This window comes from Streptomyces sp. NPDC006326, assembly GCF_040612915.1.
Classification (GTDB): domain Bacteria; phylum Actinomycetota; class Actinomycetes; order Streptomycetales; family Streptomycetaceae; genus Streptomyces.
Genome location: NZ_JBEXRC010000038.1, coordinates 1 through 22,315, shown reverse-complemented (window position 1 = coordinate 22,315; position 22,315 = coordinate 1). Strand labels below are relative to the sequence as shown.

Genomic DNA, 22,315 nt, shown 5'->3' with positions numbered 1-22,315 from the left:
TCGCCGACCGGGGGAGCCGCTCACAGCTGCGGGCGCACGCCCGGCTCGGCGGCGACGCCCCCCGGTCCGCGCGGTCCCACCGGCGGCCGGCCGCCCGCCCGGCCGACGGGGAGCACCGCCCGGTCATGGGTGTCCTCCACCGCGAAGGCGAGGGCCGCGTACAGCGCCAGGGCCGCCGACACGAGCCCGGTGACGCCGGCCGCCACCTCCCAGCCGTTCACCCCGGACAGCTCGTACACGCCGGTCAGCAGGAAGCGCAGCGCGGCGAGCCCGAGCACGCCGGACACCAGGACCCGGGAGCGGCCGCCGGCGCCCACCGGGACCAGCAGCGCCACGCCCGAGACCAGGAGCAGCAGGCCCAGGGCCTTGCTGACGCCGCCCGGGGGTCCCGCCCCCAGGATCGCGCCGGTGGCCAGCCAGGTGGCGGCGAGCACGGCCAGGGCGGTCCCCACCACGCTGTCACGGCACCGGAAGCCGAGTACCGCGGCGAACAGCTGCGTGGGGAAGGTGAAGGCGAGAAGCACCAGCGCCACCACCCTCGCCTCCCAGAAGGCGATCCAGTCCAGCTGGAGACCGGAGACGACGAACGCGCCTGCCGCCAGGCCGATGAACCCGAGGGGGAGCGGCGTGCCCAGCGGACGCAGCTGGACCGTCGCGACGGCGTCGTCCCGGTCCGGCACCCGATGCACCTGATCCGACATGTCGACCTCCTCGGTCGAGCGTCAGGGGAGAAGCGTCAGGGGAGAGGGGTCCCCCCGGTCGCGTTGAGGATCTCGGCCGTCACGTAGCTCGCCCGGGAGGAGGCGAGGAACACGTACGCCGGGGCCATTTCCGCGGGCTGCGCGGGGCGGCCCAGCGGGCTCTGCTTTCCGAACTCCGCGGTGTCCGGCATGGTCGAGGGGATCAGCGGCGTCCACACGGGGCCCGGAGCCACGGCGTTGACCCGGATGCCGTCCGCGGCCACCATCTGGGCGAGGCCCTGGGTGAAGGTGACGATGGCGCCCTTGGTCATGGCGTAGTCCAGGAGGGCGGGGCTCGGCTTGTAGGCCTGCACGGACGTGGTGTTGATGATGCTGCCCCCGGCCGGCATGTGGGCCAGGGCCAGTTTCGACAGCCAGAACATGCCGTACAGGTTGGTGCGCACGACGCGGTCGAACTGCTCGGTGGTGATGGCCTTGATGCCGTCGGACTGCGCCATCTGGTACGCCGCGTTGTTGACCAGGACGTCGATCCGGCCGAACTCCGCCACCGCCCGCTCCACCAGCGCCGCACACTGCTGCTCCTCGCGGATGTCGCAGGCCACGGGAACCGCCTTGCGGCCCGCCTCCTCCACCAGGCGGGTGGTCTGCTCCGCGTCCGCTTCCTCCTCGGGGAGGTACGAGAAGAGGACGTCGGCGCCTTCGCGGGCGAAGGCCAGGGCCACGGCCCGGCCGATGCCGGAATCGCCGCCGGTGATCACCGCCTTGCGGTCCAGGAGCAGCTCGCTGCCGCGGTACGAACCCTCGCCGTGGTCGGGAACCGGTTCCATCGGCGCCGTGTGCCCCGGCGGCTCCTGCTCCTGGCGGGGGAAGTCGGGGCGCGGGTACATGGTGGTCGGATCGGGCGCCCCGCCCCTGCCCTCCGCTGCGCCGCCCCCCGCCGCACTGCCTGCCACTGCGTTGCCGTCCACCGGGCCTCCTCTGTCCGACGGCTGATGACAGCGGGCGCCTGCCCTCGCTCACGGTGCCCATGCCTGCGGCCGGGGCGCCCCGCCACTGCCGGAGGGTGATATTCCGGTTCGGCGCGGGAGGAGCGGGCAGAAGCCCGCCGCAAGGCTTCTTCGAGAAGGGCGGACCGGTCATGTCCAAGCAGCCGACGTCACACCCCTCGCACGGCGAGGGGCCCAGCAGGCACCAGGGGACCGAGCAGCACGGCTGGTCGCCCGACGTGGACGCCACGCACCAGGAGGAGAACCCCAGCGCCCGGCGTTCGTTCCACACCGAGGAGCACACCCCCGACACCGCGCCCCGCTCGCGCTCGTCCCGGGACCGGAAGGCCGACGAGGGCACCCCGGTCAAGAGCGACAGCCGCAGCGGTGAGAAGGTCTCCAAGAAGTCCGGCGGCGACAAGGGCCACCACGACCTGGGCACCCGGGGACGCTCCCAGCGCCCCAGCGGGGGCAAGGACGCCGACGCCTTCACCGGCGTGGACCCCCAGCACCCGCCCGAGCAGCACCGACGGGGCTGACGGGCTCCCCGAGAGCCCCGCGACCCGGGCCAAGCGGCATGCATGACGCCGCCCAGGACGGGGAGCCGCCCTGTATGAGCAAAGAATTCCCGGAAAGCAACCCGGACCCAGACCCCCGCGTGACCCCGGGACTCGAACCGGGCGGCGGCGTGCCGCCCGGTGAGACCCCACCCGGCGAGGCCAGTACCGCCACCGGCGCGGGACCCCACCGGCCGCCCAAGCGCGGGTGGGCCGGCGGTCCGCTCACCGTGATCGTGCTGCTGGCCATCCTGTGCGCCTTGTTCTTCCTCATCTACGGCATCGTGGTCGCCCTCTGACCCGACGCCCCGGTCGCCCCCTGCCCCGACGCCCGTCCCGGCACCGGCCGGGGGACCGGATCAGGGCCAGGAAGGCTCCCTGCGCGGTACGACGACCAGCTCCCCCACCACACTGCCCGACGGCGCCGACAGGGCGTACAGCACCGTGTCGGCGACCACGTCCGGGCTCTGCAGCATCGACACGTCCGCGTCCGGGAACCGCTCCAGGATGAACGCGGTCTCCATCCCGCCCGCGATGATCCCGGTCACGCCGATGCCCAGACAGTCGCGCTGGGCCTCCTTGAAGAGCGTGTGCGTGAACGCCCGCAGCCCCGACTTGCTGGCGGAATACGGCCCGGCCTCGGTCCAGGTGCGGTTCGACGCCGTGGACAGGATGTTGACGATGTGACCGCCGCCGCGGGCCACCATCCGGCGGTAGCCCTCCAGGCACAGGTACATCGGCCCGAGGAGATTGGTGGTGACCACCCGGGTCACCTCCTGCGCGCTCAGGTGCTCGGCCGACTTCGACACGTCCACCGCCGCGTTGTTGACCAGGACGTCCACCGCCCGGCCGGCCTCGTCCAGGTCCCGGAACACGTCGGCGACGGCACCCGGATCGCAGACGTCCAGCTCGACGTACCGGGCCTGGAGCCCCTGGGCCATCAGGTCCTCGCACAGCTCCTTCGCCAGGTCCCGGCGTACGTCGGCCACGAGGACCGAGGCTCCCGCCGCGGCCAGCCGCCGGCAGATCGCGGCGCCCAGCCCGCGGGCCCCGCCGGTCACCAGTGCCTGTTTTCCGTGCAGATCCACGTACGCCGCGCTGCTCATCCGCTGCCTTCCGTCGGAGTCCCGTCCGCCCGGACACATCCACCGCGCGCCGGACGGCGCTTCGCTCCCCACTGTCGCCAGCGGCGCCCCGGCCGGCACCCCGGATTAGGCCGCAGGGCGGCACGGAGGGCCGGCCGGGGGTGAGCGCCGGGGCCCTGTGAGCAAACCCACGGACGGAGAACCGGCCCAGCCACCCCAAGGGGTGTCCGCCCCGACGGCGCCGGATGTGGCCCACGGCACCGGCACGGGCCCGGCAGCTTCTGCCACCATGGTCCGCCGGGACCGTTCCCTGCCCCTGCCCGCCGCCCACCCTTCGCGAAGGCGGCCCCGGAGCGCGCGTTCCCCACTCCTTCCTCGCCAGCCGAGCTCCGCGCTCCGTCCCGGGTATCCCTGTGTCTTCCTCCTCCACCACGCCCTCGCACGCCGCCGTCCAGACCCCGCCCTCCGCCACGCCCGACCGCTCTCCGTGGCGCTCGCTGCGCTACCGCAGCATGCGCTGGTGGGCCGTGGCCAACTTCGTGTCCAACGCGGGCACGTGGATGCAGCTGACGGTGCAGAACCTGCTCGTGCTCCAGATCACGGGCTCGGCCGCCGCCACCGGACTGTCCGTCTCCATCCAGGTGGCGCCCGGCCTGCTGCTCGGCCTCGCCGGAGGCGCCGCCGTCGACCGCTGGCCGCGGAAGCTGACCGCCGCGGTCGGCCAGGCACTGCTGGGGGCGGTGGCCCTGGTGACGGCCGTCCTGGTCGCCTTCGACCAGCTGAACCTCCCCCTGCTGATGGCCCTGGCGGCGGTCACCGGCCTCATCGCCACGGTCGACGGCCCCGCCTGCGCCCTGCTCGGCAACGACCTCGTGCGCACGCAGGACGTGCCCTCCGCCATCGGTGTCGGCTCGCTCGTGCACAGCGCCGGCCGGCTGGCGGGCGCCGCGCTCGCCGGAGTGGCCGTGGGTGTGCTGGGCACGGCCGCCGCCTACGCGGCCAACGGCCTGTCCTTCCTGTTCGTGGCGTGCGTCATCCCCTTCCTCAAGGCAGCCCGGCCCGCAGAGCCCCACGAGCGGGCCCCGGAGCGGGCCCGCGCCGAGGGCGTGCCCGCCCCGCAGCCCGAGGCCGAGGCCGAGGCCCTCAGCGCCCGGCAGGGGCTGGCCTTCTTCATGGGCCGTCCCCGGCTGGTCGCCCTGGCGGCCCTCAACGGCATCAGCGCGCTCTTCGGCCGCAACTACTCCCTCACCCTCGTGGTGCTGGTCACCGGGCCGCTCGCCGGCGACGCCTCCTCCTTCAGCAAGGTCTCCACGGTCCTCGCCGTGGGCGGCATCCTCGGCGCGGTGCTGGGGGCCCGGCTGCACCGGCCGAGCGTCCGGCTCGTCGGTGTCCTGACGGCCGCGGGCGGACTGCTCCAGATCCTGGCGGGCCTCTCCCCGTCCCTGGCCGTGCTGCTCGTCCTGGTCCTGCCGATGGCGGTGGCCGAGTCCGTCGCCGACACCGCCCAGTCCACGGTGCTGCAGACCGACCCGCCCGCCCGCATGCGGGGCCGCGTGCTCGGCGCCTGGTCCAGCATCCGTACGGTGTGGGGCCTCGCGGCGCCGCCGACGCTGGGCCTGATGATGGAACTGGCCGGCGTCCGGACCGCGCTCGTGGCCGGCGGGCTGGTCGTCACGGCCGCCGTCGCCTCGGGCTACCTGCTCCGCGGCCGCCGCCCCCGCCCGACCCCGGTCCTCATCGCCACCGACCCCGTCCCGGCCGCCACCCGCCCCGCCCTGGGCACCGCAGCCTGACGCGCCTCTCGTACGCGGACCGACCGGGGCGGTCCGAAACGCCCCGCCCGGGCTCCCCTGGGCGGGGCGTCACCGCAGGTACGGCTCCCGCCCCGCCAGGGTCCGTACGGCCGCCAGGACCTCGTCCACCGTGATCCGGAGCAGCCGGGGGTCGGGGGCCGGCCCGTGGGCGTCGCCGGGCCGCAGCGGGTCGTCGCCGGGAGCGGGATGCCACAGCACCCGGTGCGGGCCGGCCGGCGGCGGACCCCACAGCCGGGGCGCCACCGGTCCGAAGAGGACCACCGACGGCGTACCGAGCGCCGAAGCGAGGTGCGCCAGGCCCGTGTCGCCCACCACCACGCACCGGGCCTGCGCCACCAGCGCGGCCAGCTCTCCGAACGGAACGTCCTCGGCCCCTCCCACCACGGCCCCGGGCGGCAGCTGCGCCAGCGCGGCCACCTCCCGCGCCAGCGCTCCCTCGCCCCGCCCCGCGGTGACCAGCACCCGGTGGCCCTGCGCGGCCAGTGCGCGGGCCACCGCCGCGAACCGGGCCGCGGGCCAGCGCCGGGCCGCCGCATCCGCCCCCGGATGCACCAGGACCGCCCCCGGCGCCGGCGAGGACCGCACGGGCCGCGGGATCCGCAGCGCATCGGGATCGGCGGGGATGCCGTACCAGCGCAGCAGCCGGCACCAGCGCACCCGCTCGTGCTCGTCGGCACGCCAATGCGGCCCGGTGACCTCCGGCAGCTCGGCATGCCGGAAGCCGAACAGCCGGCGCGGCCGCAGCCGCTGGAGCAGCAGACGGCTCGGGGGCCCGTTGCCGTGCAGGTCGACCCCGATGTCGGGCGGCGGCCCGGACCAGCCCAGCTCGCCCGGGACGGCGCGTCCCGGCGCGGACGCGGGCAGCAGGCGGTCCACCAGCCCGGTGGCGCGGGCCGCCTCGGCCAGCCGGTCGGGGGCGGCCAGGACGAGCTCGTGGCGGGGCAGCGCCCGCCGCAGGGCGCGCAGCGCCGGCACGGCCGTGAGTAGATCGCCCAGCCCCAGCGCCCGCAGCACCAGCACACTGGGCCCGCGGGGCGGCCCTTCGGAGGCCGCCCGGCCCGGCTCACCGGCCCGTGTCATCGCCCGTCCCCGCCGGCCCCGGCCCTCAGCCGCTCTCACCGCTGCCGACGGTCGCGGCGTGCGCGGCCCGGCGGGCGAGGCGGCTCGTGGAGCGGCCGTCGAGGTAGGGCAGGACCACCGCCTGGCCGCCCCAGGCCCGCAGCACCGAGGCCTCCGGGAGGTCCTCCGCCGAGTAGTCGCCGCCCTTGACCCACACGTCGGGCCGCAGGGAGTGCAGCAGTACCGCCGGGGTGTCCTCCTCGAAGGCGACCACGGCGTCCACGCTGCCCAGGGCCGCCAGGACGCGCATCCGGTCCTCCAGCGGCGTCAGCGGCCGCCCCGGCCCCTTGAGCCGCCTGAGGGAGTCGTCCGAGTTCACGCACACGATCAGGCAGTCCCCGATCCGCCGCGCACTGTCCAGCAGGCCGACGTGCCCCGCGTGCAGCAGGTCGAAGCAGCCGCCGGTGGCCACGACCGTGCCGCCGCGCGCCCGTACGGCCTCGGCGAGCGCGAAGACGTCGTCGTCCGCGCGCGGGTCGGCGCCGGCGGCCGGGCCCTCCCACAGCGCGGGGTCGCCGGCGCCGCCCGCCGCCACGAACGCGGCCGCTCCCGCCACGGCCTGCTGGACCGCCTCCTCCGGCAGGGCGCCGTCGGCGAGCGCGGCCGCCGCGAGCGCGGCGAAGCAGTCACCGGCGCCGCACGGATCGCCGGCGGCCCGGTAAGGCGCCGGGACGAGCATCGGCGCGGTGGAGCGCGCCCGGGCCAGCAGCACGCCCCGGTCGCCGAGGGTGACGGCGACCGAGGCCGCGGCCCAGCGTTCGGCCAGCTCGGCGCCCCGCCGGGCGTGGGCCCCCAGCGAGTCGCCCTCGTCCGGGCTGAGCGCGGCGGCCTCGGCGGCGTTCGGGGTGACCAGCCGGGCCCCCGGCACGGGAGCTCCGCCCCGCGGGTGCGGATCCCACACGAGGGGCACGCGGTGCGCCGCCTCGGCGAGCATCGGGCGTACGGCCTCGGCGGTGCCCCGGCCGTAGTCGGCGACCAGGACGGCGCGTGCGCCGGCGAGCGCCTCCCGCACGGCCCCGGTGGCGGGCCCGACCTCGCCGCCGCCGCGGTCGATCCGCACCAGCGGGCGGCCGCCGGCCAGCACCCGGGTCTTGACGGGCAGGGTGCCGTCCAGGGGGAGCTCCACGAGCCGTACCCGCCCGCGCAGGCCGTCGCGGACGCTCTGGCTGGCGGCGTCCTCGCCGAGCGCGGTGACCAGCACCACCTCGCGGCCCGACCGGGCCGCCAGGACGGCGGCCAGCCCGGCGCCGCCGGGGTGGCAGAGGTCGGTGGTGACGTCGACGACCGGTGCGGGTCCGTCGGGGGTGAGCCGGCCGGCGACTCCGGCGATGTCGTGGTCGAGCAGGACGTCGCCGACGACGACGAGCGGCTGGGGTGAGGTCATGACGTCCTCCTGACCGGGGTGGCGGGGCGTGCGGCGGTACGGGTGCCCCGGCGCGGGCCGTTCCCGCCGAGGGCCGTGTCGAAGGACTCGCACAGCAGGTGCACGGCCACGAGGTGGGCTTCCTGCACCGTGGCGGTGGCGGACGCGTCGATGCACAGTGCCTCGTCGGCGGCCTCGGCCAGGGGGTTCGGGGCCGCCCCGGTGAGCGCCCACACCTCCATGCCGGCCGAGCGGGCCGTCATCGCCGCCGCCAGCAGGTTGGTGCTGCGGCCGGACGTCGACAGCAGGACCAGCACGTCGCCGTCCCGGCCGTGGGCCGCCACCTGGCGGGCGAAGACGTGCTCGAATCCGTAGTCGTTGCCGATCGCGGTCACGCTGGAGGTCTCCGCGTGCAGGGCGATGGCCGAGTAGGCGGGCCGTTCCCGGCGGTACCGGCCGACCAATTCCGCGGTCAGGTGCTGGGCCTGGGCGGCGCTGCCGCCGTTGCCGGCCGCGAGGAGCCGGCCTCCGGCGGGCAGGACGGCGGCGAGCCGGCCGCCCCAGCGGGTGAGGCGGTCGAGGCCGTCGTGGCGCAGTCGCTCCAGTGCGTCCTGGAGGGACCGGCAGTGCTGGTGGGCATCCGCGTCGGGCAGGGGTGATCGGTTCATGGCGTCGGGGCGGCTGCTCCGGGGAGCGGCCGCGCCCCACCTCCTTCACGCATCGGTCCTGTGGGGCGGGTCGGTGGGGACGGCCCGGGTCCTGCGGCCGTCGGGGGACGGGAGGCGCAGCCGCACCTCACCCGGGCCCTGCGACGGCGAGCCGCGCACCGAGCGCCGAGCGGTACGCCGACTCGGTCGCCGCCGCCACCCGGTCCCAGCCGTAGCGGCTCAGCACCCGGCGGCGTCCGGCCGCCCCGTACGCCCGGCGCAGGGCCGCATCGGCCAGCAGGGCGGCGACGGCGTCGGCCAGCGCCCGCGGGTCGCCGGGGGGCACCAGCCGCCCGGTCTCGCCGTCGGCGACCGTGTCCAGCTGCCCGCCGACGGCGCTGGCCACCACCGGCCGCCCGCACGCCATCGCCTCCAGCGGCACGATGCCGAAGGGCTCGTAGTCGGCCGGGCAGAGCACCACGTCGGCGCTGCGCATCAGCGCGGGCACCTCCTCGCACGGGACTCCGCCCAGGAACCGGACCCGGTCGGCGACCCCGGCGTCCTGCGCCAGGGCGCGCAGCCGGCGCACCTCCGGGTCGGCGCCGAGCCGGCCGGGCGGCGGCCCGCCCGCCACCAGCAGCTCCGCCTCCGGCAGCAGGGCGAGCGCGGCGATGGACACGGCGGCCCCCTTGCGCGGGACGATCCGGCCCAGCTGGAGCAGCCGGTACGGGTACGCGGCGGTGCGTTCCGCGACCGGCCCGTCGGGCCGGAACCGCTCGGTGTCGACCCCGCAGGGCACCAGGTCGGCCTTGTCGGCGGGGATGCCCATCAGGGCGAGCTCGGCGATCTCGTCCCGGCAGGTGGCCACGACGCGGTCGCAGCCCAGTCCCACCTCGCGCTCACAGGCGATCCGGTCCGGCGGGCTGGTGTCGGCGCCGCCCTGGTGGCGCCTCTTGACGGTGCCGAGCGCGTGGTAGGTGTGCAGCAGCGGCAGCCGCAGGTGCCGTGCGGCCTGCAGCGAGGCGAGGCCGGACATCCAGAAGTGCGAGTGCACCAGGTCGGGGGCGCGGGTCCGCCACAGGCCGAGCAGGTGCTGGCCGAATTCCCGCATGTGGGGCAGAAGTTCGTCCTTGGGCAGCGGGTGCGGGGGTCCGGCCGGGACGTGGTGGACCTCCACGCCGGGCCGCAGCCGATGTCGGACGGCCAGGTTCCGGTCGTCCCGGCGGGTGTAGACGGTGACCTGGTGGCCGCGGTCGGCCAGCGCCCCGGCCAGGCAGGCCACGTGCACGTTCTGCCCGCCCGCGTCGACTCCTCCCAGGGTGGCGAGGGGGCTCGCGTGCTCGGAGACCAGGGCGACCGACAGGGTGCCGTTCCCGGACCGGGAAGTGGTGGGCAGAGTCATGACCGTACCTCCGTCATCAGGCGCTCCCAGTCGTCCAGGAAGCGTTTGAGGCCGTACCGTTCGAGGGCCGCCTGCCGGGCACGGGCCCCGTCCTCGGCCGCGGCCCGCGGGTCCTCCAGGTAGTGCCGGGCGGCCCGGGCCAGGACCTCGGGACGGGTGGACAGGACCCCGGCGCCCGGCGGTACGGCCTCGACGGCCTCCGTGGTGGCCAGTGCCACGACAGGCATGCCCAGGTGCATGGCCTCCAGCAGGGACAGCCCCAGCGAGGTCCAGCGCACGGGGTGCAGGTACAGGCGGCGCTGCGCCATCGCCGCGTGCAGCTGCCGCTGCGCCAGCTCGTGGGAGGTGCAGCGCTCGGCGGCCAGCCCCAGGTGGGCGGCCAGGCCCTCGGTGCGCATGCCGAACACGTCCAGCGGCGCGGCCTGTGCCAGTGCGGGCAGCAGGTCCGTGCCCGTGTACCGGCCGCGCCGTACGGGCTCGTTGACGACGACGGCGGCCCGGGGGAGCCGGCCGGTGTAGAGGTGGCCGGGGTCGACGATGCCGTGCTCGATCACCTCGGTGCGGGTGCGTCCCCCGTCCCAGAACAGCCGGTTGAAGTGGGTGACGTGCACCAGCACCAGGTCGTCGCGGTCGGCGCACGGGTGCCGGGTGGCGGGCACGTCGCCGTCCGGGGCGTTGTGCTCCAGGTAGACCGCCGGTACGTCCCGTCCCGGCCGCCGCCCCAGCCAGCTCCGGGCCAGCTCCTCCTCGTGCGGCCGCTGCAGGACGACGAGGTCCACCGGGGTCCGGGCCAGTTCCCCGGGGCTCACCTCGCGGACCGAGTCCGGCCAGCTGAAGGTCTGCGCGCGCCCGAGCCCGTCGGGGCCCCGGTCGGGGGTGACGGGCACGAGGTAGGTGTGCGGGCCCTGGACGAACGCGGTGGTCCAGGATCCGTGCACGTGCCAGAGCAGGATGTTCATGCGATCGCTCCTCGATCGGTCGGGCGCACACCGGCGGCCCGGGCGGAACGCCCGGCCGCGGGGCCTGCGGGAGCGCGCTCCAGGAGCGCGGCCACCGCCGCGAGCACCTCGGCATCACCCACCGTGTCGAGGCAGGGGTGTCCGGCGACCGGGCACTCCCGGGCCCGGCTTCCGGCGCAGGCGGCCTGCTGGTCCCCGAGCAGCACGTGCGGTACGCGGTACGGGCGCCAGCGCTCGGCCGGCACCACGGGGGCGAACAGGCAGACCACGGGCGTGCCGACCGCCGCGGACAGGTGCGCGGGACCGGTGTTGCCCGCCACCACGGCCCCGGCCCCGGCCAGGACGCCCGCCAGCTCGTGCAGGTCCCGGGTGACGCCGCCGAGGTCGAGCCCGTGGCGGCCCGCCACGGCGGCGGTCAGCTCCTTCTCGGCGGCGCTGCCGGTGATCACCACCCGGTGGCCGGCCCCGTGCAGGGCCGCCGCGGCGTCCGCGGCCCGGGCCGGACTCCACGAACGGGCGGCCACCGCCGCCCCCGGATGCAGCACCACGTACGGCTCGGGGCCGGTCAGCCGGCTGGTGTCGGGGGGCGCGCACACGCGCAGCGCCCCGTCGTCGCCCTCCGGCAGCGGGAACCCGAAGTCCCGTGCCAGGTCGAGCGCGGCCTCGGCCTCGTGCCGGCCGGGCCGTCGGTGGTGCCGCAGCGCGAGCAGGGATCCGGGGTAGTCCTCGCAGTCGGCCGCCACCTGCTCGACCCCGGCGAGGGCGAGCAGCAGGGCGGCCGGAAGGGGGCTCTGGTGGTGGGAGACGAGGATGAGGGCGCGCTCGAAGCGGCCCGCCGCCAGGGCGTCCACCAGCAGCCCGCACTCCTCGCGCGAGGTCCGGCCCGGTGCCAGCCCGACCCACGGAGCCTCGTACACCAGCACCTGGTCCACCCCGGGCAGCAGCCGCGCCGCGGGGGCGCCCTGCGGCCCGCACAGCAGGGTGGTGTGGGAGGACCCGGCCGCCACGGCCCGTACCGCCGGTCCGGACAGCAGGACGTCACCCGCACTGTCCAGGCGTACGACGAGGCTGCGCGGGGCGGTCACGGGGCACCGCCCGGGCCGGGGTCGCCGCCGGTGGGCCCACGGCCGCCGGGGGTTCCGGGGAGGCCGTCGGGGTCCAGGATGAGCCGGACGGCCTCCGGCAGGTCCGGGGCCGAGACCTCGGCCGCCTCGATCTCCTCGGGCCGGGTCACCGGCGTCGGCACCAGCACGGAGCGCGCCCCGGCGGCCCGGGCGGCCTGTACGTCGGCGCCGATGTCGCCGACCACCACGGTGCGCCGCGGCGCCGCGCCGAGCCGCTCGCAGGCGGCGAGGACGAGGCCGGGCGCGGGCTTGCGGCAGCCGCAGCCGGCGTCGGGGCCGTGCGGGCACACCGCCCACAGGGCGAACGGGCCGAACAGGGCGTCCACGCGGCGCCGTACCGCCTGGACCTGCCGACGGGTCAGCAGCCCGCGCCCCACACCCGACTGGTTGCTCACCACGCCGACCGGCACGCCGAGACCGCGCAGGCGGGCGACGGCGGCGCGGGCGCCGGGCATGGGCCGGACCCGCTCCGGGTCGCCGTTGTAGGGCACGTCCACGACGAGGGTGCCGTCGCGGTCGAAGAGGACGGCGTCCGGGAGGGTGCTTGCGGCCACTGCGCCGCGCGGGGTCCGTACGGTGGCGCGTCCGCCCCACAGCCAGGGCCCCTGGCCGGCCGCGCCCCGTACGCCGGGCAGCCGCTGCCCGGGAGCCCGCCCGCTCACGGCGCCACCTGCTCCCGTACGGGTTCCCCCGGCGCGGCGGGCCGGGCCGCGGGCGGCCGCGCCGGACCCAGCGGCCGGGCCCGGCGGTGCAGGGCATGGCCGCGCAGCCAGTGCCAGGTGGCCGCGGGCGGGATCAGCAGGCTGGTGGCCGCCATCGTGGCGACCTCGCGCCGGGTGCGGGGGCCCGGCGCGATCCGCGCGGCGGCGAACTCGGCGGTGCCGGCGAACCAGCCGGCCGCACACACCGCCGCGGCTGCGGACCGGCCGAGCAGCGCGCAGCACACGGCCGCTCCGGCCGCGGTGCTCACCGCGAGGTGGCGGGGCAGGCGCCCGCGCGGGGCCGCGGCCCTGGACCACCAGCCGGGCCCGTGCAGGCGGCTCATCAGGACGTCGTCGGCGTTGCCCGCCTGAAGGCGTACGGACACCCAGCGGTCGGCGGGCCGGACCGGGTGCGTGGTGCGGCGGGTGCCCGGGGCCAGGGTCCAGCCGCCGTCCAGCAGGCGCAGCGCCAGGTCGGCGTCCTCGCGGAAGGCCCGCCGGAAGCGCTCGTCGAAACCGCCGGCGGCTTCCAGCGCCTCCCGCCGGAAGGCCATGTCCGCGGTGATCCACTGCGCGGTGGCCAGTCCTGCGGTGTTGCGCTCCCAGTCGGTGGGGCGGCGCCCGGGCGGCAGCGGTACCTCGATGCGGGCGGTGACCGCGGCGGTGTCGCGGGAGGCGGAGGCCAGATCGTGGGCGAGGTCCTCGGCCCAGGTCGGGCCGGGCACCACGTCATCGTCCAGGAAGACGATCCAGGGCACCTGCCCGGCGGCGCGGGCTCCGGTGTTGCGGGCCGCGGCGGGGCCCGCCGCCGCTCCGGCCACCACGGTGGTGAGCGGGCGCAGCGCCTCGGGGACGTCGAGGGCGCCGGGCGTGCCGTCGGCCCCCGGGCGGTCGTGGACGAGGACGATCTTCTGCGGCCGCGGGCCGGCGGAGGCGGCCAGGGCCTCCAGGCAGGCGCGCAGGCTCGGACGCCCGATCGTCGGGACGACCACCGCGTACGGGGGCGCCGGGTCCTGCATCAGCGTCTTCACCCTCCCTCCCCGGGGCGGAAGAGGCCGCCGCGCCGGATGGCGTACGGCCCGATGGCCAGCAGGTCGACCGGCGAGGAGCCGAAGCACTCCAGCGCGTCGCGCGGGTCGTCCACCATGGGCCGGCCGGCCGTGTTGAGGCTGGTGTTGACCACCACGGGCAGTCCGGTGCGCTGCTCGAAAGCGGTGAGCATGCGCGCGACGAGGGGCTCGCGCGCCGGATCGACGGTCTGGATCCGGGCCGTCCCGTCGACGTGGACGACGGCCGGGATGCGCTCGCGCCAGCCGGGCGCGACGTCGTGGACGAAGAGCATGTACGGGCTGGGCAGCGGGCCTTCGAAGATCTCGGCTGCCCGGTCGGCGAGCACCATGGGGGCCACCGGCCGGAACTGCTCGCGGCCCTTCACGTCGTTCAGCCGCTCCAGGTTGCCGGCGTGCCCGGGGTGCGCCAGCAGGGAGCGGTGGCCGAGCGCCCGCGGCCCGTACTCCGAACGTCCTTGGAACCAGGCGACGATGGCGTTGTCGGCCAGCGCCTCGGCGACGGTCGCGGCGATGTCCGTGGGCCGTTCGAAGGGCACTGCGGCCGTTTTCAGCCAGGCGCCGAGCTCGGCGTCCGACCAGTCGCGGCCGAGATCCGCCCCGGCCATCGGCTCGGGATCCTCGCCCTCGCCCGAGGCGAGCAGCAGGGCCCCGCCGAGCGCGGTGCCGGCGTCACCCGCCGCGGGCTGTACCCAGACGCGCGAGAAGGGGCCCTCGCGGGCGATGCGGGAATTGGCCACGCAGTTGAGGGCGACGCCGCCGGCGAGCGTGAGCACGTCGTCGTGGGTGCGGCCGTGGAGCCAGCGCACCAGGTCGAGCAGCGTCTCCTCCAGGACGGCCTGCGCGCTCGCGGCGACATCCGCGTGGGCCTGCGTCCAGGGCTCCTCGGGGCCGCGCGGCGGGCAGTACTCGTGCCAGGGGACGGAGGTGGCGCGGAATCCGCCGTCTCCGGTCGGGTGGACGTGGCGGCGCAGTTCGGCGAGCATCCGCGGGGTGCCGTGCGAGGCCAGGGCCATCACCTTGAACTCGTCGGAGGACCTCAGGAAGCCGAGGTGTGCGGTGAGTTCCTCGTACACCAGCCCGAGGGAGTGCGGCAGTTCCTGGGTGTGCAGCGGCTCCAGCCGACTGCCGGTGCGGCGCGCCGCCAGGTGCGAGGCGCGCTCCCCGCGACCGTCGAGGACCAGCACGGAACAGCGCTCGGCGTCCTCGGCGGCGAAGGCCGCGGACGCGGCGTGCGCCATGTGGTGGGGCACGAAGCGGACGAGGCCGGGGTCGAGTCCCGGCAGGGCGGCCGCGAGGAAGCCGGGGGCCTGGCGGGCGTAGGTCTGGCGCAGGTGGTCCCACGGGTCGTCCAGACCCATGGCCTCGGCGGGCAGAGCCAGGGCCGGATCGTAGGAGTACGCCACGAGGTCGAGGTCCTGGGGGCGCAGTCCGGCCCGGTGCAGGCACCAGGCGGCGGCCTGCTCCGGAAGTTCCCAGGCGGAGAACGGCACCGGCCGTTTGCCGTGCTTGCGCCTGGAGAATCGTTCCTCCTCGGCGGCGGCGACCGTGCGGCCGTCGATGACGAGCGCGGCGGCCGGATCGTGGAAGAGAGCGTTGATCCCGAGAATGCGCATGGCTTCATGGGCCTTTCGGCAGGAGGGCGCCGGTGTCAGCTGTCGCCGTGGGCGCGGAACCAGTCGATGGTGCGGCGCAGGCCTTCCTCGGCCGCCACCTGCGGCTCCCACTGCAGCTTGTCCTTGGCCAGGGTGATGTCCGGGCAGCGCACGGCCGGATCGTCCGTGGGCCGCTCGATGAAGGAGATCTCCGAGGCGGATCCGGTGAGCGCGATGATCCGGCGGGCCAGTTCGAGCATGGTCAGCTCGTCGGGGTTGCCGATGTTCACCGGCCCCCGCATGCCGTGGGCGGCCATCGCCAGGATGCCCGCGACGGTGTCGTCGACGTAGCACAGCGAGCGGGTCTGCAGGCCGTCACCCGTGACGGTCAGCGGCGCGCCCGTCAGCGCCTGCCGGATGAAGGTGGGAACGGCCCGGCCGTCGTAGCCCCGCATGCGCGGACCGTAGGTGTTGAACAGGCGCACGATGGCGGCGTCGGTGCCCAGCGCCGAGGCGTGGGCCATGGTCAGCGCCTCGCCGAAGCGTTTCGCCTCGTCGTAGACGCTGCGCGGTCCGATCGGGTTGACGTTGCCCCAGTACCGCTCGTTCTGCGGATGCTCGTGCGGATCGCCGTAGACCTCGGAGGTCGACGCGAGGACGAAGCGGGCTCCCGTGCTGTGGGCGAGCTCCAGGGCGTTGCGGGTGCCGAGGCTGCCGGTTTCCAAGGTGTGGACGGGCAACCGCAGATAGTCGGCCGGGGACGCCGGGGAGGCCAGGTGCAGGACGAGGTCGGGCGGCCGGTCGATGCCGAACGGCCGCGAGACGTCCGCCTCGTACAGGGTGAAGCCCTCACGGCCGGTCAAGTCGGCTATGTTCGCGCGCCGACCCGTGCTGAAGTCGTCCACGCAGGTGACCGCGGTGCCCGCGGCCAGGAGGGCGGAGCACAGGTGCGAGCCGACGAAGCCCGCCCCGCCCGTGACGACGGCGTGCGACCAGCGCGGCGCCGGGGAAGTGCCCATGGTGATCTCCTCGGGAGGAGGGCGTGCGTACGGCGCACCCCGCAGCGGGGCAGCGGCGCCGTCCGCACCAGAAGCCGGAAGTGCGGCAGGAGACGCTCTCAGCGTGCCCCGTGCGCGCACTTCCGGCATTCAGGCTGCCGCATTCGGGTGATCACCCGCACCCGACGTCAGGACCGGCAGGGCCGGCTCGCTCAGGTGTGGAGGTGGCTGTTCGTGCCGTCGTGACCGTCGGCGTGCTCGTCGTTGAACCAGTAGTCACCCGCGGCCAGATAGCGGAAGGAGTGCGTCTTGCGCTCGGGGAGTTCGACGGTGACGGCACGGTGGCCGTCCTTGCGGGGGGTCAGCACATGGACGCCCGGCTGCCACCCGTTGAAGTCGCCGACCACGCTGACCGGCCCGGGCGGCGTGTCCGCCGGAAGGACGAAGGTGATCTCGGTGCCGTTCTTGCGACGCTTGCGTTCGAGCACGTGAAGCCCCTCTGAGATGGCGGCCGATGGCGGCCGGAATGAGCCCGTCCACTGTGGCACCGGGGAGGGGGCCGCCGCGGCGGGGCACGGGGTCGGCACGGGGTTTCACCCGTACGGCCAACCCGTACGGAAGAGCGCGTGCCGACCGCTCCGCAGGGCAGCGGGCGGGGTGGCGGGCGGGGTCGCGGACCCGGCGGGGAGGCCCGCACACCTCCAGGTGGCCGACCCGGCGTGCGGAAGCGGGCGGTTGCTCGCAGCATGGCGGTGCACCCTCCCCCCGAACAAGGAGACCCTGATGCCCCGAGGTTCCAGCGGCAAGCGCGAACGGCAGTACGAGCACATCAAGGAGTCCGGCGAGAAGCGCGGCATGTCCGAGGACCGGGCGAAGGAGATGGCGGGCCGCACCGTCAACAAGGAGCGGGCACGTTCCGGCGAGGCCTCGTCCTCCAGCCGCAGCTCCACCCAGGGCAAGTCCTCCTCCCAGCGCGGAGGCCAGCGCTCCGGCGGCGGCTCCTCGGAACGCACCCGCGACGAGCTGTACGAGGAGGCGAAGAAGCGCGGCATCGAAGGCCGTTCCACGATGAACAAGCAGCAGCTCAAGAAGGCCCTGGGGGACTGATCGGGAGTACCCCGGCGGTCGTGCCGGGGCACCGGAGAGGAAAGGCGGTAAGCCCATGACGGGTGAAACGGGCCAGCCGGCCGGAGAAGTGGTGGTCACCGCCACCGAGTGCGCCCAGGAGGCCGGCCGCGCCGTCATCGACATGCTCGAACGCGCCTTTCCGCTGGATCCGGCCGCCCCGGCGGGGGGTGTCGCCACCGAGGCCGGACCGCCCGGGAGCGCCACCGTGTGGAGCGCGACCGTCGACGCCTCGAAACCGCCCCGCCCGATCGGGCCGGTGCCGCTGGACGGCACCGTACGGGTCGGGCTGCAGGGCGGCCCGAGGGCGGTGGACCACGTCCTGGACTTCCTGGCGGACTCCTTCACGGTCGTCGGGAAGGGGACGGTGGCGGGTGACCAGGAAAAGGAGGTCGACGTACTGGTCAGCTCGGCGTGACCGGCTCGCCGCACCGCGCAGGGACTTGGCCGCGGTGTCCGACCGCCTCACTCCAGGCCCGTCGGCGGCGCCGTCGGACCGCCTCACTCCAGCGCGGTCGCGGCCACGGACAGGTCCGCGACCAGCCCGCGGTACGCCCCCTCCCGGTCGTCGGCCCGCAGGACCGCCGAGGGGTGCACCGTCGCCAGCAGCTGCCCGTGCCCCGTGCCCGGCTCCTCGCCGTCCAGCGCGGGCATCGGCAGCAGCACCCCCCGCCGCTCGCCCACCCGGAACGAAGAGCCGAACAGCGCCTTGCCCGCCGTACCGCCCAGTACGACCACCACTTCCGGAGCGATCACGCGCAGTTCGGCCGCCAGCCACGGCCGGCAGGCGGTCATCTCGCGCAGGCTCGGCGCCTTGTGGATCCGGCGCTTGCCGCGCGCGTCCAGCGTGAACTTGAAGTGCTTGACCGCATTGGTGACGTAGGCGTCCTCCTCGCCCAGCCCGGCCTCCGCGAGCGCCTTGTGCAGCAGCCGCCCGGCCGGGCCCACGAAGGGCTCGCCCTGCCGGTCCTCCTGGTCGCCGGGCTGTTCACCGACCAGGACCAGCCGGGCACGCGCCGGCCCGGCGCCGAACACCGTCTGCGTCGCGTTCTGGAACAGCGGACAGCCCCGGCAGCCGCCGGCAGCCCGCCGCAGGGCTTCGAGGCCGCCGCGCCGCGGCAGATAGGGGCTCGCGTCGTACCCCTGCCCTTCGGGTTCGTGTCCTTCGGGTTCGTGTCCTTCAAGCTCGTGTCCTTCGGGCTCGGCCGGGCCCGTCCGCTTGCTCGGCTCCATCGCGCTCCTCCTCGCCGCGGACGAGGTCCCCGCCCGCCGGCCTGCGGTCTGCCTGGGTGATCACGGCGGGACACCTCCTTCGTGCGTGCTCGCATGGTGCTGTCCGACCCGGAGGTCCACAACCGGCCCGTACCCGTCATCCGGGCACGCATGCCTGCCGGCGGGCGCCCCTCTCACGGGCGGTAGCGCAGCGGGTGGTCCGCCGGCACCTCCACCACCGCGATGCGCACGCCGTCGGGGTCGGCGATCCACATCTCGACCAGCCCCCAGGGCTCGCGCAGGGGCGGCCGCAGCACCTGTGCCCCCAGCTCCCGCAGGCCCTCGTACGCCGCCTGCACGTCGGCGACTTGGAGCCACAGCCGCAGCCCCGGGGCGGGCGGCTCGTCGCCGCGGCCCGACACCTCCAGGAACCCGCCGCCGAGGAAGTAGACCGTGCCCCGCTCGGGGCCGGTGCCGAACTCCCGGTAGACGGCGAGCCCCAGGGTGTCGCCGTAGAAGGCGCGGGACCGCTCCGGGTCCGTCGGGCGCAGCAGGATCCTGCTGCTCAGGACGTGGATCCCGGTCCCGCCGATCCCGGTTCCGCCGGTCCGGCTCCCGGTGCCGCCGCTCATACGGCCGCTTCGCGCCGCTGCCCGGGCCGGCGCCCGGCGAGCGACGCGGGCCCGTCGCCCTGTGCCGCCGCGATGACGGCGTCGTGCAGGCGACGACTGGCGTAACCGGTCGCACACGGCGCAGGGCTGCCCGCCACCGTGAACCAGCGGGAGCCTCCATGCGGGCGGACCGCCACGGCTGCCAGCCCGTCAGACCAGCTGGTGTGGATGTCCAGTTCCCCGCGGAGCACGCCTGCCTCCACGGTGTCCACCCCTCCACGGCCGGTGACCACCGACCGCGTCGTCCATGATGCCCAGCCCATGGCACTCGCCTTCTTCCGTGGCCGCGGCGGAGGGAGGCGCCCTCCGCCGCGGCGGATGTTCCGAGGTGCGGCTACCCGTACGCCCTGGCGGCCATGCGAGTGCCGCAGAAACGAGATGATCCCCTTCATTTCGGTTTAAACATCATCAATACAGGGTGAAGTGTGTAAGAGGCGCTTCGATGGGTAGCCGCGGATCGTGCGAACCATGTCCCGGAAGCACCGAGCCCGCAGGGCCCCCGTCCTGCGGGCGCCGCGCCGGCCGGCCCTTGCCCTCGCTGCGGCGGCCCTCTCCACGGCGGGCCTCCTGACCGCGTGCGGCACGGCGGACGAGCGCGGCGCCGACGCCAGGTCGGCGGCCGTGTCCTTCGAAGCCGCCGTGAAGGCCCGGGATTTCTCCGCGGCATGCGCGGCCCTGGCCCCGCAGACCCGCGCCGAGGTGGAGAGCTCGGAAGAGAAGGCGTGCCCGGACGCACTGGCCGGAATGGACCTGCCGCAGGCGGGACGGCCGGACCGGGTGAACGTCTACGGCCGCCAGGCCCAGGTGGTCACGCCCGGCGACACGCTGTTCCTGTCACAGTTCGGTGCCGCCTGGAAAGTGGTCGCCGCGGGCTGTGAGCCACAGCCAGGCCGGCCCTACGAGTGCACGGTGAAGGGCGGATGAGTCAGCCATGCGCGCACTGTTCGTACTGTGCCTGCTCGTCGTGGTAGGCGGGGTGGTCTACTTCAGCGCCATCGGACTGATGCAGCGCTGAGCCCCGCGCCTGAGGAAGGAGTGCACATGCGCCGGTTTCTGCGGGACAACTCCCTCACCCTGGCCTTCGGGTTGGCCTTCCTGCTCGCCCTGACGGGACAGGCCGTCGCGGGCTGCGCCGACTTCAACAACCGTCTTGCGACCGACGGCCTCCAGCGTGTGAGCTTCCTCGCCTACCTGACCTCCTCGGACTTCGCGGTCGACGTCGCGGAGAACTGGCAGTCGGAGTACCTGCAGTTCTTCCTCTTCATCTTCGCCACCGTGTGGCTGCTGCAACGGGGTTCGCCCGAGTCCAAGCCGCTCGACCAGGCCGGCACCGAATCGGACCGCAAGCAGAAGATCGGCCGGAACGCCGAGGACGACTCGCCGCGCTGGGCTGCGACCAGGGGCTGGCGCACCAGCCTGTTCTCCCGGTCCCTCGGCATCGTGATGGCCGTACTGTTCGTGCTGTCCTGGACGGCCCAGTCCATCGCGGGCACGGCCGCCTACGACGAGCAGCAGCTGCGCGACCTCCAGGACCCGATCGGCTGGGGCCAGTACGTCACCTCCGCGGACTTCTGGTCGCGGACCCTGCAGAACTGGCAGTCCGAGTTCCTGGCCGTGGCCTCGATGGCCATCCTCTCCGTCTACCTGCGCCAACGCGGCTCCCCCGAGTCGAAGCCGGTCGGATCCCCTCACGACGCCACGGGAGTGGAGGGCTGAGCCGCCGCGACGGGCTGGCGCATGGCCCACCGGATACCGCCGGTGAGCAGCTTGCCGGCCGGTCGTACGCAGGCCCGCTCCAGGACGGGTGGGCAGGGGGTCCCCAGCAGCTCGCGGGCCCACGGGGGCAGCACGGCCAGCGCGTTCGCCGCCAGCACCGCGTACGCGGGGCGTACCGCCAGGGGCAGCGGCGGATGCAGCAGCAGGAACCGCGCCGCCTCCCGCGCCTCACGGCCCGCGCGCAGCTCCGGCCGGTAGGCCGCCAGCCGCCGGTCGAGCCCGGCCCGGTCGCGCGGCGGGTCGCACACCCCCAGGGCCCGGGCCACCCGCGCGGTGTCGGCGACGTAGGCATCACAGCCCGCCGCGTCCAGCGGCCGGACCCCGTACAGCTGGTGGGCCCGCAGGAAGGAGTCGACCTCGGCCACGTGGACCCAGCCGAGCAGGTGCGGATCCGCCGCCCAGTAGGCCTGCCCGTCGTCGGTCACCCCGCGCACCCCCTCGTGGACGGCCCGCACCCGGGCGACGGCCGCCTCGGCGTCCGCGGCGGTACCGAAGGTGGTCACGGCCAGGAAGGTGCTCGTGCGCTGGAGCCGGCCCCAGGGGTCGCCCCGGTACCCGGAATGCGCCGCCACCGCGGCCATGGCCAGCGGGTGCAGCGACTGCAGCAGCAGGGCGCTCAGCCCGCCGATGAACATCGAGGCGTCCCCGTGGACCCGGCGGACGGGCCGCTCCGGACCGAACCACCGCGGCCCCGGCGTCCCGTGGATCCGCGCCCGGTTGCTCGGCCCGGCGGGTCCCGCGACCCGGGCGAACAGACCCCGGCCGAGCTGCTCCCGCAACCGCTCCAGGGCGGGCGCCGACACGTTCACCCCTCCATTGTCGGCACGGCCCTCACCGATCGCCCGACGACCTGCGTCCGCTGCCCTGCCCCATGCCGCGCCCGGCGGCCCCGAGGGCCCGGCCTCCGACCGGCCGCAGGCGCCCGGGCGGGCCGCCCCGGGCGCGTGGGGCGAGTCGCTCCCGGGGGCCGGGTGTACGTCAGCGTGCGGCGCGGCCATGCCGGGCAGCGCGACGCATAGTCCCTCGGTCCGCCTGCGGCGCGGGCCGCGGCTACGCCGCCAACGGCTTTGAGGGGGCCGGTGGCGAGCTGGAGGAGCGAGGCGGCGCTCCCGCCGAGGGCAGGGGCCCGCACGGCCCGCGGCCGCACCGGGCGCCTGGCCGACCGGGCCGTCGACACGCAGCGCGAACTGCGGCGGGCGGCTGCGCCGCCGACGGCTCTGAGGGGCCCGGGGGCGGGCCGTAGGAGCGAGGCGGTGAGGCCGGGCTCCGCCGCTGAGGGCTGGGCGGCCACGGGCACCTGGCCTCGGGCCGTCGGCGCAGAGAGCGTTCAGGTCGGTGGCGCGGCTCGGAGGGGCTGCGCTGAGGGCGCTGAGCTGCGGGGCCGGTTGTGGCGTCCGGCAAGCGCGCCACAAC

General features: G+C 75.7%; 25 protein-coding genes. 7 read left to right on the top strand and 18 right to left on the bottom strand.

The genetic code is table 11. The features are described 5' to 3' along the window. Window positions 1–20: 20 nt before the first annotated feature. Entirely contained in the window at window positions 21–701 is a 681-nt protein-coding gene (locus ABZ128_RS25805) for a GPR1/FUN34/YaaH family transporter (protein ID WP_356851197.1), read from the bottom strand. Window positions 702–736: 35 nt separating this feature from the next. Continuing rightward, on the bottom strand, window positions 737–1,588 hold the full coding sequence (locus ABZ128_RS25800) for an SDR family oxidoreductase (RefSeq protein ID WP_356851253.1): 852 nt from the start codon (window positions 1,586–1,588) through the stop codon (window positions 737–739). A gap of 251 nt (window positions 1,589–1,839) precedes the next feature. On the opposite strand from ABZ128_RS25800, the gene ABZ128_RS25795 reads away from it, so the two are divergent. Further along, window positions 1,840–2,226, top strand: a complete 387-nt coding sequence (locus ABZ128_RS25795; protein ID WP_356851196.1) for a hypothetical protein — start codon at window positions 1,840–1,842, stop codon at window positions 2,224–2,226. A gap of 74 nt (window positions 2,227–2,300) precedes the next feature. Further along, entirely contained in the window at window positions 2,301–2,543 is a 243-nt protein-coding gene (locus tag ABZ128_RS25790) for a DUF6480 family protein (RefSeq protein ID WP_356851195.1), read from the top strand. A gap of 60 nt (window positions 2,544–2,603) precedes the next feature. On the opposite strand, the gene ABZ128_RS25785 is transcribed toward ABZ128_RS25790, so the two are convergent. Continuing rightward, window positions 2,604–3,350, bottom strand: coding sequence for an SDR family oxidoreductase (locus ABZ128_RS25785; RefSeq protein ID WP_356851194.1), 747 nt, complete (start codon window positions 3,348–3,350; stop codon window positions 2,604–2,606). Between the two features lie 491 nt (window positions 3,351–3,841). On the opposite strand from ABZ128_RS25785, the gene ABZ128_RS25780 reads away from it, so the two are divergent. Further along, window positions 3,842–5,122, top strand: a complete 1,281-nt coding sequence (locus ABZ128_RS25780; RefSeq protein WP_356851252.1) for an MFS transporter — start codon at window positions 3,842–3,844, stop codon at window positions 5,120–5,122. A gap of 69 nt (window positions 5,123–5,191) precedes the next feature. On the opposite strand, the gene ABZ128_RS25775 is transcribed toward ABZ128_RS25780, so the two are convergent. The 11 genes from ABZ128_RS25775 to ABZ128_RS25725 form a co-directional block, all read right to left on the bottom strand. Then, window positions 5,192–6,223, bottom strand: coding sequence for a glycosyltransferase family 9 protein (locus ABZ128_RS25775; protein WP_356851193.1), 1,032 nt, complete (start codon window positions 6,221–6,223; stop codon window positions 5,192–5,194). Between the two features lie 25 nt (window positions 6,224–6,248). Continuing rightward, on the bottom strand, window positions 6,249–7,646 hold the full coding sequence (gene rfaE2, locus ABZ128_RS25770) for a D-glycero-beta-D-manno-heptose 1-phosphate adenylyltransferase (protein ID WP_356851192.1): 1,398 nt from the start codon (window positions 7,644–7,646) through the stop codon (window positions 6,249–6,251). Continuing rightward, window positions 7,643–8,293, bottom strand: a complete 651-nt coding sequence (locus tag ABZ128_RS25765; protein WP_356851191.1) for an SIS domain-containing protein — start codon at window positions 8,291–8,293, stop codon at window positions 7,643–7,645. The genes rfaE2 and ABZ128_RS25765 overlap by 4 nt, the downstream gene beginning before the upstream one ends. Window positions 8,294–8,420: 127 nt before the next feature. Then, a complete protein-coding gene (locus tag ABZ128_RS25760; protein ID WP_356851190.1) occupies window positions 8,421–9,674 on the bottom strand; it encodes a glycosyltransferase in 1,254 nt (417 codons plus the stop codon). Then, window positions 9,671–10,633, bottom strand: a complete 963-nt coding sequence (locus ABZ128_RS25755) for a glycosyltransferase (RefSeq protein WP_356851189.1) — start codon at window positions 10,631–10,633, stop codon at window positions 9,671–9,673. Before ABZ128_RS25755 ends, ABZ128_RS25760 begins: the two co-directional genes overlap by 4 nt. Beyond that, window positions 10,630–11,718 carry a glycosyltransferase family 9 protein gene (locus ABZ128_RS25750; protein ID WP_356851188.1) on the bottom strand — a complete coding sequence of 363 codons (1,089 nt, stop codon included), beginning with the start codon at window positions 11,716–11,718 and terminating at the stop codon, window positions 10,630–10,632. The genes ABZ128_RS25755 and ABZ128_RS25750 overlap by 4 nt, the downstream gene beginning before the upstream one ends. After that, window positions 11,715–12,311 (bottom strand): HAD-IIIA family hydrolase, encoded by a 597-nt coding sequence (locus tag ABZ128_RS25745; protein ID WP_356851251.1) that lies wholly within the window; start codon window positions 12,309–12,311, stop codon window positions 11,715–11,717. Before ABZ128_RS25745 ends, ABZ128_RS25750 begins: the two co-directional genes overlap by 4 nt. 104 nt (window positions 12,312–12,415) lie before the next feature. Then, window positions 12,416–13,477, bottom strand: a complete 1,062-nt coding sequence (locus ABZ128_RS25740; protein WP_356851250.1) for a glycosyltransferase — start codon at window positions 13,475–13,477, stop codon at window positions 12,416–12,418. Window positions 13,478–13,485: 8 nt separating this feature from the next. Beyond that, window positions 13,486–15,141, bottom strand: coding sequence for a carbamoyltransferase C-terminal domain-containing protein (locus ABZ128_RS25735; protein ID WP_356851187.1), 1,656 nt, complete (start codon window positions 15,139–15,141; stop codon window positions 13,486–13,488). Window positions 15,142–15,176: 35 nt separating this feature from the next. Further along, window positions 15,177–16,139 (bottom strand): UDP-glucuronic acid decarboxylase family protein, encoded by a 963-nt coding sequence (locus ABZ128_RS25730; protein ID WP_356851186.1) that lies wholly within the window; start codon window positions 16,137–16,139, stop codon window positions 15,177–15,179. 191 nt (window positions 16,140–16,330) lie between these two features. After that, window positions 16,331–16,606, bottom strand: a complete 276-nt coding sequence (locus ABZ128_RS25725; protein WP_356851185.1) for an isoamylase early set domain-containing protein — start codon at window positions 16,604–16,606, stop codon at window positions 16,331–16,333. 295 nt (window positions 16,607–16,901) lie between these two features. Between ABZ128_RS25725 and ABZ128_RS25720 the strand changes: the two genes are divergently transcribed. Continuing rightward, window positions 16,902–17,225 carry a plasmid stabilization protein gene (locus tag ABZ128_RS25720; RefSeq protein WP_356851184.1) on the top strand — a complete coding sequence of 108 codons (324 nt, stop codon included), beginning with the start codon at window positions 16,902–16,904 and terminating at the stop codon, window positions 17,223–17,225. Between the two features lie 55 nt (window positions 17,226–17,280). Further along, window positions 17,281–17,661 (top strand): hypothetical protein, encoded by a 381-nt coding sequence (locus ABZ128_RS25715; protein WP_356851183.1) that lies wholly within the window; start codon window positions 17,281–17,283, stop codon window positions 17,659–17,661. A gap of 83 nt (window positions 17,662–17,744) precedes the next feature. Here ABZ128_RS25715 and ABZ128_RS25710 read toward each other — a convergent pair whose 3' ends face one another. The 3 genes from ABZ128_RS25710 to ABZ128_RS25700 form a co-directional block, all read right to left on the bottom strand. Continuing rightward, window positions 17,745–18,476: a UdgX family uracil-DNA binding protein gene (locus ABZ128_RS25710; RefSeq protein WP_356851182.1), complete on the bottom strand. Its 732-nt coding sequence runs from the start codon at window positions 18,474–18,476 to the stop codon at window positions 17,745–17,747. Between the two features lie 173 nt (window positions 18,477–18,649). Continuing rightward, the gene (locus ABZ128_RS25705; RefSeq protein ID WP_356851181.1) at window positions 18,650–19,087 is read right to left on the bottom strand and encodes a VOC family protein; all 438 of its coding nucleotides are present in this window, start codon (window positions 19,085–19,087) and stop codon (window positions 18,650–18,652) included. Further along, on the bottom strand, window positions 19,084–19,389 hold the full coding sequence (locus tag ABZ128_RS25700) for a hypothetical protein (protein ID WP_356851180.1): 306 nt from the start codon (window positions 19,387–19,389) through the stop codon (window positions 19,084–19,086). Before ABZ128_RS25700 ends, ABZ128_RS25705 begins: the two co-directional genes overlap by 4 nt. A 205-nt stretch (window positions 19,390–19,594) precedes the next feature. Between ABZ128_RS25700 and ABZ128_RS25695 the strand changes: the two genes are divergently transcribed. Both ABZ128_RS25695 and ABZ128_RS25690 read left to right on the top strand, forming a co-directional pair. Next, complete coding sequence (locus tag ABZ128_RS25695) at window positions 19,595–20,050, top strand: hypothetical protein (protein ID WP_356851179.1); 456 nt, start codon at window positions 19,595–19,597, stop codon at window positions 20,048–20,050. A 117-nt stretch (window positions 20,051–20,167) separates the two neighbouring features. After that, window positions 20,168–20,842: a DUF6766 family protein gene (locus tag ABZ128_RS25690; RefSeq protein ID WP_356851178.1), complete on the top strand. Its 675-nt coding sequence runs from the start codon at window positions 20,168–20,170 to the stop codon at window positions 20,840–20,842. Here ABZ128_RS25690 and ABZ128_RS25685 read toward each other — a convergent pair. Beyond that, window positions 20,815–21,711, bottom strand: a complete 897-nt coding sequence (locus tag ABZ128_RS25685; RefSeq protein ID WP_356851177.1) for an oxygenase MpaB family protein — start codon at window positions 21,709–21,711, stop codon at window positions 20,815–20,817. The genes ABZ128_RS25690 and ABZ128_RS25685 overlap by 28 nt on opposite strands. Window positions 21,712–22,315 lie beyond the last annotated feature (604 nt).

What these genes read in the sequence shown, in the direction of transcription:
- ABZ128_RS25805 (WP_356851197.1), bottom strand. Translation starts at nt 701, where the DNA reads ATGTCGGATCAGGTGCATCGGGTGCCGGACCGGGACGACGCCGTCGCG.
- ABZ128_RS25800 (WP_356851253.1), bottom strand. Translation starts at nt 1,588, where the DNA reads ATGTACCCGCGCCCCGACTTCCCCCGCCAGGAGCAGGAGCCGCCGGGG.
- ABZ128_RS25795 (WP_356851196.1), top strand. Translation starts at nt 1,840, where the DNA reads ATGTCCAAGCAGCCGACGTCACACCCCTCGCACGGCGAGGGGCCCAGC.
- ABZ128_RS25790 (WP_356851195.1), top strand. Translation starts at nt 2,301, where the DNA reads ATGAGCAAAGAATTCCCGGAAAGCAACCCGGACCCAGACCCCCGCGTG.
- ABZ128_RS25785 (WP_356851194.1), bottom strand. Translation starts at nt 3,350, where the DNA reads ATGAGCAGCGCGGCGTACGTGGATCTGCACGGAAAACAGGCACTGGTG.
- ABZ128_RS25780 (WP_356851252.1), top strand. Translation starts at nt 3,842, where the DNA reads ATGCGCTGGTGGGCCGTGGCCAACTTCGTGTCCAACGCGGGCACGTGG.
- ABZ128_RS25775 (WP_356851193.1), bottom strand. Translation starts at nt 6,223, where the DNA reads ATGACACGGGCCGGTGAGCCGGGCCGGGCGGCCTCCGAAGGGCCGCCC.
- rfaE2 (WP_356851192.1), bottom strand. Translation starts at nt 7,646, where the DNA reads ATGACCTCACCCCAGCCGCTCGTCGTCGTCGGCGACGTCCTGCTCGAC.
- ABZ128_RS25765 (WP_356851191.1), bottom strand. Translation starts at nt 8,293, where the DNA reads ATGAACCGATCACCCCTGCCCGACGCGGATGCCCACCAGCACTGCCGG.
- ABZ128_RS25760 (WP_356851190.1), bottom strand. Translation starts at nt 9,674, where the DNA reads ATGACTCTGCCCACCACTTCCCGGTCCGGGAACGGCACCCTGTCGGTC.
- ABZ128_RS25755 (WP_356851189.1), bottom strand. Translation starts at nt 10,633, where the DNA reads ATGAACATCCTGCTCTGGCACGTGCACGGATCCTGGACCACCGCGTTC.
- ABZ128_RS25740 (WP_356851250.1), bottom strand. Translation starts at nt 13,477, where the DNA reads ATGCAGGACCCGGCGCCCCCGTACGCGGTGGTCGTCCCGACGATCGGG.
- ABZ128_RS25735 (WP_356851187.1), bottom strand. Translation starts at nt 15,141, where the DNA reads ATGCGCATTCTCGGGATCAACGCTCTCTTCCACGATCCGGCCGCCGCG.
- ABZ128_RS25730 (WP_356851186.1), bottom strand. Translation starts at nt 16,139, where the DNA reads ATGGGCACTTCCCCGGCGCCGCGCTGGTCGCACGCCGTCGTCACGGGC.
- ABZ128_RS25720 (WP_356851184.1), top strand. Translation starts at nt 16,902, where the DNA reads ATGCCCCGAGGTTCCAGCGGCAAGCGCGAACGGCAGTACGAGCACATC.
- ABZ128_RS25715 (WP_356851183.1), top strand. Translation starts at nt 17,281, where the DNA reads ATGACGGGTGAAACGGGCCAGCCGGCCGGAGAAGTGGTGGTCACCGCC.
- ABZ128_RS25710 (WP_356851182.1), bottom strand. Translation starts at nt 18,476, where the DNA reads ATGGAGCCGAGCAAGCGGACGGGCCCGGCCGAGCCCGAAGGACACGAG.
- ABZ128_RS25705 (WP_356851181.1), bottom strand. Translation starts at nt 19,087, where the DNA reads ATGAGCGGCGGCACCGGGAGCCGGACCGGCGGAACCGGGATCGGCGGG.
- ABZ128_RS25700 (WP_356851180.1), bottom strand. Translation starts at nt 19,389, where the DNA reads ATGGGCTGGGCATCATGGACGACGCGGTCGGTGGTCACCGGCCGTGGA.
- ABZ128_RS25695 (WP_356851179.1), top strand. Translation starts at nt 19,595, where the DNA reads ATGTCCCGGAAGCACCGAGCCCGCAGGGCCCCCGTCCTGCGGGCGCCG.
- ABZ128_RS25690 (WP_356851178.1), top strand. Translation starts at nt 20,168, where the DNA reads ATGCGCCGGTTTCTGCGGGACAACTCCCTCACCCTGGCCTTCGGGTTG.